The sequence below is a fragment of the Streptomyces mesophilus genome (genome assembly GCF_011044995.1).
GTDB lineage: Bacteria > Actinomycetota > Actinomycetes > Streptomycetales > Streptomycetaceae > Streptomyces > Streptomyces mesophilus.
Map to the genome: position 1 here is coordinate 1 of NZ_JAAKZW010000349.1, position 5844 is coordinate 5844.

At 70.7% G+C, this 5844-nt stretch carries 5 protein-coding genes; 1 reads left to right on the forward strand and 4 read right to left on the reverse strand.

Annotated elements, in window-relative coordinates:
- Nucleotides 1-206: 206 nt before the first annotated feature.
- Entirely contained in the window at nucleotides 207-794 is a 588-nt protein-coding gene (locus tag G6045_RS38750; protein ID WP_165336940.1) for a TetR/AcrR family transcriptional regulator, read from the reverse strand.
- Nucleotides 795-984: 190 nt separating this feature from the next.
- Here G6045_RS38750 and G6045_RS38755 point away from each other — a divergent pair, with 190 nt between their 5' ends.
- Complete coding sequence (locus tag G6045_RS38755; RefSeq protein WP_165336941.1) at nucleotides 985-1650, forward strand: hypothetical protein; 666 nt, start codon at nucleotides 985-987, stop codon at nucleotides 1648-1650.
- Between the two features lie 43 nt (nucleotides 1651-1693).
- Here the strand turns inward: G6045_RS38755 and nirD are convergent, their stop codons facing one another.
- Genes nirD through G6045_RS38770 form a run of 3 tightly spaced genes read right to left on the reverse strand, consistent with a single transcriptional unit; the run spans nucleotide 1694 to nucleotide 5767 of the window.
- Entirely contained in the window at nucleotides 1694-2023 is a 330-nt protein-coding gene (gene nirD, locus G6045_RS38760) for a nitrite reductase small subunit NirD (protein WP_165336942.1), read from the reverse strand.
- Entirely contained in the window at nucleotides 2020-4566 is a 2547-nt protein-coding gene (gene nirB, locus G6045_RS38765; RefSeq protein ID WP_165336943.1) for a nitrite reductase large subunit NirB, read from the reverse strand. Before nirB ends, nirD begins: the two co-directional genes overlap by 4 nt.
- Nucleotide 4567: 1 nt before the next feature.
- Complete coding sequence (locus G6045_RS38770) at nucleotides 4568-5767, reverse strand: NAD(P)/FAD-dependent oxidoreductase (protein WP_165336944.1); 1200 nt, start codon at nucleotides 5765-5767, stop codon at nucleotides 4568-4570.
- Nucleotides 5768-5844: the final 77 nt, after the last annotated feature.

Genomic DNA, 5844 nt, shown 5'->3' on the forward strand with positions numbered 1-5844 from the left:
GGCCGATGGGAACCGGGCCGCCGGCCAGGTCCGGTGTGCGGGTGTGGCCGGGGCCCGCTGCGCCGGTGGCGCAGGGCTGTTGGAGCGCGGTCATGATCCCCCTCTTTCTTGACCGATCGGTTCATTATTGAGGCGTAAGGAATCAGTATTGAGGCCTAAGGAAGGGGTGCCGCCGAGGGCACCCCTTTTCCCGTACGCGACGCGGCTCAGCCGCCGAGCAGCTTCAGCGCCTGCTCGGCCGCGTCCCGCACCCGCCCCGGGTCGCTGGACGCCTTGCCGGCCACGCGGATCCCCTGCATCAGGACGACCAGCATCCGGGCGAGTGCGAGCGGTTCGCTGTCCGCGGGCAGTTCACCCTGCGCCCGCGCCCGGGTGAGCGCGGAGTGCAGGGGCGTCTCGAGGTGTTCCCAGCTGCGCTCGACCCTGCGGGCGGCGTCCCGGTCGTGCGCGGCGAGCTCGGCCGCGGTGTTGGTGACCAGGCAGCCGGCCAGGCGGGTCGACTCGTCCGCGGCCTCCTCGGCGAACCGCCGCACCACCTCGCGTACGGCAGGCAGTACGGGGCCGGGCTGCGACAGCTCCTCGACGAGCAGTGGATCCCTTGTCTCGCCGTAGCGGTCGAGGGCCTTCAGGTACAGCTCGTGCTTGCTGCCGAAGGTCGCGTACAGGCTGGCCCGGCCGATCCCCAGATGCTCGGTGAGGTCGCTCATCGACGTCGCCTCGTAGCCGCGCCGCCAGAACAGCTCCATGGCTGCCTGCAGCGCCGCGTCGGGGTCGAACTCCTTGGTGCGGGCCATGTCGACGACTCTAGATTCAATTGGAATGACCGGTCAAGTATTACTTTCCGGTGCCGAAGGCGACGGGCGCCTCGGAGCGGAGTGTGTGATTCGCGTGGTGGGAGTGGGAGCGCTCCCGCTACGGTCGTGCCGCATCCTTCAACTCGACGTACAGGGGGGAAAGTTGATGAGGAGTGGAAACAGGAGACCGGTGGTACGGGGGCTGCTTGCGGCGGCCGCGGCGCTGGGGCTCGTCTTCGGGGCGGGCGGCCCCGCGCAGGCGCAGCCCGTGCTCGTGGAGGTCGTGGCGGACGAGCCGGGCGGGCTCTCGATGACGGTCGAGCACGAAGGCCTGGTGCCCAGGCCTGTCTACGACCCCGTGGCCGACTCTGCCGAAGGGCCGCGCAAGTGTCAGCTGAGGTACCACGAGTACTACCCGACCGACGGCTGCGGAGGGTTCACCGTCAGGACCACCCTGCACGGCGTGCGCGACCTGCCCGGCTACCTCGCGGGGAACCTCGGCGACGACGGGTTCTCCGCCGCCGCCGACACGGCCAGGACCTTCGGCTGCACCGCGGCCGACGGCAGCTTCGACTGGAGCACGTCCTTCGTGGTGCGCACCACGCAGCAGCCGCTCAGCTGGGTGTACTACCACGGTGACGCAGGCTGGGTCGTCAGTGCCCATCGCTCGGATCCGACACGGGAGTTCGGCCCGGGGTTCTTCCTGAACTTCGAGGCCGTCGACTTCACCTGCCCCGAAGGGCGTTCGCGGGTCCAGTACGGACTGAAGGTCAGCAACATCACCGTCTCGACCCCGGAGACGAACGACGTCTTCGGCAAGATGACCTGGCGCGCGGAGGGCCCCTTCTACTGGTGACGGACCCTCCGCTGGTGACGGGCCCTCCGCGGACCGCAGGCGCTTACTGCTGGCCCAGCCGTACCTCGTACGCCTGGACGGCGACCTCCTCGTCGTCCAGGCACCGCCCCGACTCCAGGTCGAAGCGCTGCTTCAGGAGGGGTGAGGCCACGAAGGCGCGTCCGGCGGCCGAGCCGATGAGCCCCCGCGACAGCACCGACGCCCCGGTGAACGGATCGCGGTTGTCGATCGCGTACGCCCGTCCGGAGCGGTCGATGAACAGCGCCGCGTGGCGGCCGTCCGGGAGCAGGGCCGCCACCCCGCGGCCGGGCTGCACCGCGCCGGCCGGGCAGACGGTGAACCAGGCGTCGTCCAGCTTGAGTTGGAGGTTCATCGGGCGGTCAGCGCTCCTTCGGGGATCAGGACCTGGAGGTCCGGCTTCATCTGGTCGCGCTCGGCGACGAACTGGACGGTGGGGTCGGGTGTGCCGGGCGCGTTGACGAAGGACACGAAGCGCGCGAGCCGCTCGGGGTCCTGCAGGGTCTCGGCCCATTCGTCGCTGTAGCCCGCGACATGGGCGGCCATCAGGGACTCCAGCTCGTCGCAGAGCCCGAGCGAGTCCTCGACGATCACCTCGCGCAGGTGCTCGAGGCCGCCCTCCAGGCGCTCCAGCCAGCTCGCCGTGCGCTCCAGGCGGTCGGCGGTGCGGATGTAGAACATCAGGAAGCGGTCGATCAGGCGGATCAGTTCGGTGTCGCTCAGGTCCTGCGCGAGGAGGTCCGCGTGGCGCGGGGTCATACCGCCGTTGCCGCCCACGTACAGGTTCCAGCCGCTCGCCGTGGCGATCACACCGAAGTCCTTGGACTGGGCCTCCGCGCACTCGCGCGCACAGCCGGAGACCGCCGACTTCAGCTTGTGGGGTGCCCGCAGGCCCCGGTAGCGCAGCTCCAGATCGATGGCCATGCGGACCGAGTCCTGCACTCCGTAACGGCACCAGGTCTGCCCGACACAGGACTTCACCGTACGAAGCGCCTTGCCGTACGCGTGCCCGGACTCGAACCCGGCGTCCACCAACCGCGCCCAGATACCCGGGAGTTGGTCGACGCGGGCGCCGAAGAGGTCGATGCGCTGGCCGCCGGTGATCTTCGTGTAGAGGCCGTAGTCGCGGGCCACCTCACCGATCACGATCAGCTTCTCGGGCGTGATCTCGCCGCCGGGGATGCGCGGCACGATCGAGTACGAGCCGTTGCGCTGCATGTTCGCGAGGAAGTGGTCGTTGGTGTCCTGGAGTGCGGCCTGCTCGCCGGCCAGGACATAGCCGTCGGCGCCGATCGCGGGCGCGAGTGAGGCGATGATCGAGCCGACGGTCGGCTTGCAGATCTCACAGCCCTCGCTGCCACGGGCCTCGTCCCGGCCGTGCTCGTCGAGCAGTCGCGCGTACGAGGTGATGCGCTTGACCCGGACGATCTCGTACAGCTCCGCACGCGTATGACCGAAGCAGCCGCACAGGCCCTTGTCGCCGCTCTGCGGGAGCAGCTGAAGGATGGTCTTGACGCAACTGCCGCAGCCCGTACCGGCCTTGGTGCACTGCTTGACCTCGGGCAGCGTGCCGCAGGCGCAGATCTGGCCCTTGGTGACGTTGTGGCAGGAGCAGATGATCGCCTCGTCGGGCAGCGCGTCCGGGCCCAGCTTCACCGGACCGCCCGCACCGGCCGGGAGGACCAGCTGCTCGGGAGAGACGGGCGGAACGGAACCGGTGAGCGGCCGCAGCATTCCGTACGCGTCGGCGTCACCGACGAGCACGCCGCCGAGCAGCTTGCCGTCCGGGTCGACGACCAGCTTCTTGTACGTGCCCGAGCGCGAGTCCGCGTAGACCACGTCGAGGCAGCCCTCGGTGGCGCCGTGCGCGTCGCCGAACGAGGCCACGTCCACGCCGAGCAGCTTCAGCTTCGTCGACATGTCGGCCCCGGTGAACGACCCCGGGAACCCGGCGATCGCGTCCGCCGCCGCCTCGGCCATCGCATAGCCGGGCGCGACCAGGCCGTACACCTTCCCGTCGACGGTCTGCGCGCACTCGCCGATCGCGTACACCGCGTCGTCGCTCGTACGGCACTCCTCGCCGACCTTGATCCCGCCGCGCTCACCGACCTCGAGGCCGCACTCGCGGGCGAGCTGGTCCCTCGGCCGTACGCCGGCGCTGAACACCACGAGATCCGTGGGCAGTTGGGTCCCGTCCGTCAGGAGCATCCCGGTGACGCGACCGGCCTCGTCGGTGACGATCTCCTGCGTGCCCGCTCCCGTGCGCACATCGAGCCCCATGCGCTCGATGGTCCTCAGGAGCGCCGCGCCGCCGCCCTCGTCCACCTGCGCGGGCATGAGGCGCGGCGCGAACTCCACGATCTGCGTGGACAGTCCGAGGCCCTTGAGCGCACCGGCCGCTTCCAGGCCGAGCAGCCCGCCGCCCACGACCGCACCGCGCGCGGCGTCCTTGGCGTACGTCTCGATCGCTTCGAGATCCTCGATCGTCCGGTAGACGAAGCAGCCCTCGGCGTCCTTGCCCGGCACCGGCGGCACGAAGGGGTACGAGCCGGTCGCGAGGACCAGGATGTCGTACGCGAAGGTGCGGCCCGCGGGTGTGGTGACGGTCTTCGCCGCGCGGTCGATGCTCTGCCCCGGCTCGCCGAGGTGCAGCTCGATGCCGTGCCGCTCCATGAAGTCGGCGGGCGTGAGGGAGAGTTCGTCGGCTGAGGTTCCCTCGAAGTACGAGGTCAGATGGACGCGGTCGTACGCGGCACGCGGCTCTTCGCACAGCACGACCACCTGGTGGCTGTCGGCGACACCGCGCTCGACGAGCGCTTCCAGGAACCGCTGGCCGACCATGCCGTGGCCGACGAGCAGAAGGGTGGGCCGAGCGGCGGCCTCAAGGATGGGCGGCATGTCAGAAGCCTCCGTCGTGGGTGAGCAGATGGTGCAGTGATGCGTCCTGGGGCAGCGGCTCTGCGGCATCCCAGGCTTCGGCGAGTGCGCCCACGGCGCCGAGCTCGCCGAGCAGCACCCCGCCGACGAGCCGGTCGTCACGGACGACGACCTTGCGGTACGTACGGCGGGTGGCGTCGGTCAGCCGGATCACGTCGTCGCCCTCACGGATCGACGGGTCGCCGAACGTGGCCAGATCCAAGGGGAGTTGACCCGCGTCGCTGAGGGTCAGACGGGTCAGGGAGCGGGTGCCCTCGTAGGTGCTGCCCTTGCCCTGCTGAAGGAAGTCGGCCAGGGCGTCGGCCTGTTCGAGGGCGGGCGTGGCGAGTCCGTAGGTGCGGCCGCGGTGTTCGGCGCAGTCGCCGATCGCATGGATCGCGGGGTCGCTGGTGCGCAGCTCGTCGTCGACGACGATGCCGCCCCGGACCTCCAGTCCGGCCTCCCGGGCGAGCTGGGTGCTGGGCCGTACGCCGCAAGCCAGCACGATCAGATCGGCGCCGAGTGCGTACCCGTCGGCGAGCGCGACGCCCACGGCCCTGCCGCCCTGCATCCGCACTTCCCGTACGCGGCACTCGGTGTGCACCTCGACGCCGCGGAGCTTCAGATGTTCGCGTACCAACTCGGCTGCCTCGGAGTCGAGTTGCCGCTCCATGAGGTGTTCGCCCTGCTGGGCGAGCACCACCTGCGCGCCGCGCTCGGCGAGCGCCTGTGCACACAGCACACCGAGCAGCCCGCCGCCGATGACGACGGCGCGCGCGCCCTCCCGTACCGCCCCGTCGAGGGCCAGGCAGTCGTCCATGGTGCGGAAGGCGTGCACGTTCTCCGGCAGCCCCTGGGCCAGGCCCCGCAGGGCGGGCAGCACGGGGTTGGAGCCGGTGGCGAGGACGAGGGAGTCGTAGGGGAGGGGCTCGGCGTCGGCGAGGTGGACCTGTCGCGCCGCCCGGTCGATGCGTACGACACGGTCCCGGAGCACCGGGCCTGGGTCCGGCAGCTTGGTCACCTCGGCCGGATAGCGGCCCGCGAGCACGTCGGCGAGGAGCACGCGGTTGTACGGGGCGTGCGGTTCGGCCCCGACGAGTGTGACGTCGGCGTCGCTCTCCAACCGCAGGCCGAGCCGCGCCCCGGCGGTGCCGGCCCCGATGACCACGATGCGCTGTCCCATGCCGTTCAGAGTGCGCGGCGGGTGTTGCCCCACCGGATCCTCTCGGTTTCCCGTTGGGAACGGGGGGCTCAGCGGGG

What these genes read in the sequence shown, in the direction of transcription:
- G6045_RS38770 (WP_165336944.1), bottom strand. Translation starts at nt 5,767, where the DNA reads ATGGGACAGCGCATCGTGGTCATCGGGGCCGGCACCGCCGGGGCGCGG.
- nirD (WP_165336942.1), bottom strand. Translation starts at nt 2,023, where the DNA reads ATGAACCTCCAACTCAAGCTGGACGACGCCTGGTTCACCGTCTGCCCG.
- nirB (WP_165336943.1), bottom strand. Translation starts at nt 4,566, where the DNA reads ATGCCGCCCATCCTTGAGGCCGCCGCTCGGCCCACCCTTCTGCTCGTC.
- G6045_RS38750 (WP_165336940.1), bottom strand. Translation starts at nt 794, where the DNA reads ATGGCCCGCACCAAGGAGTTCGACCCCGACGCGGCGCTGCAGGCAGCC.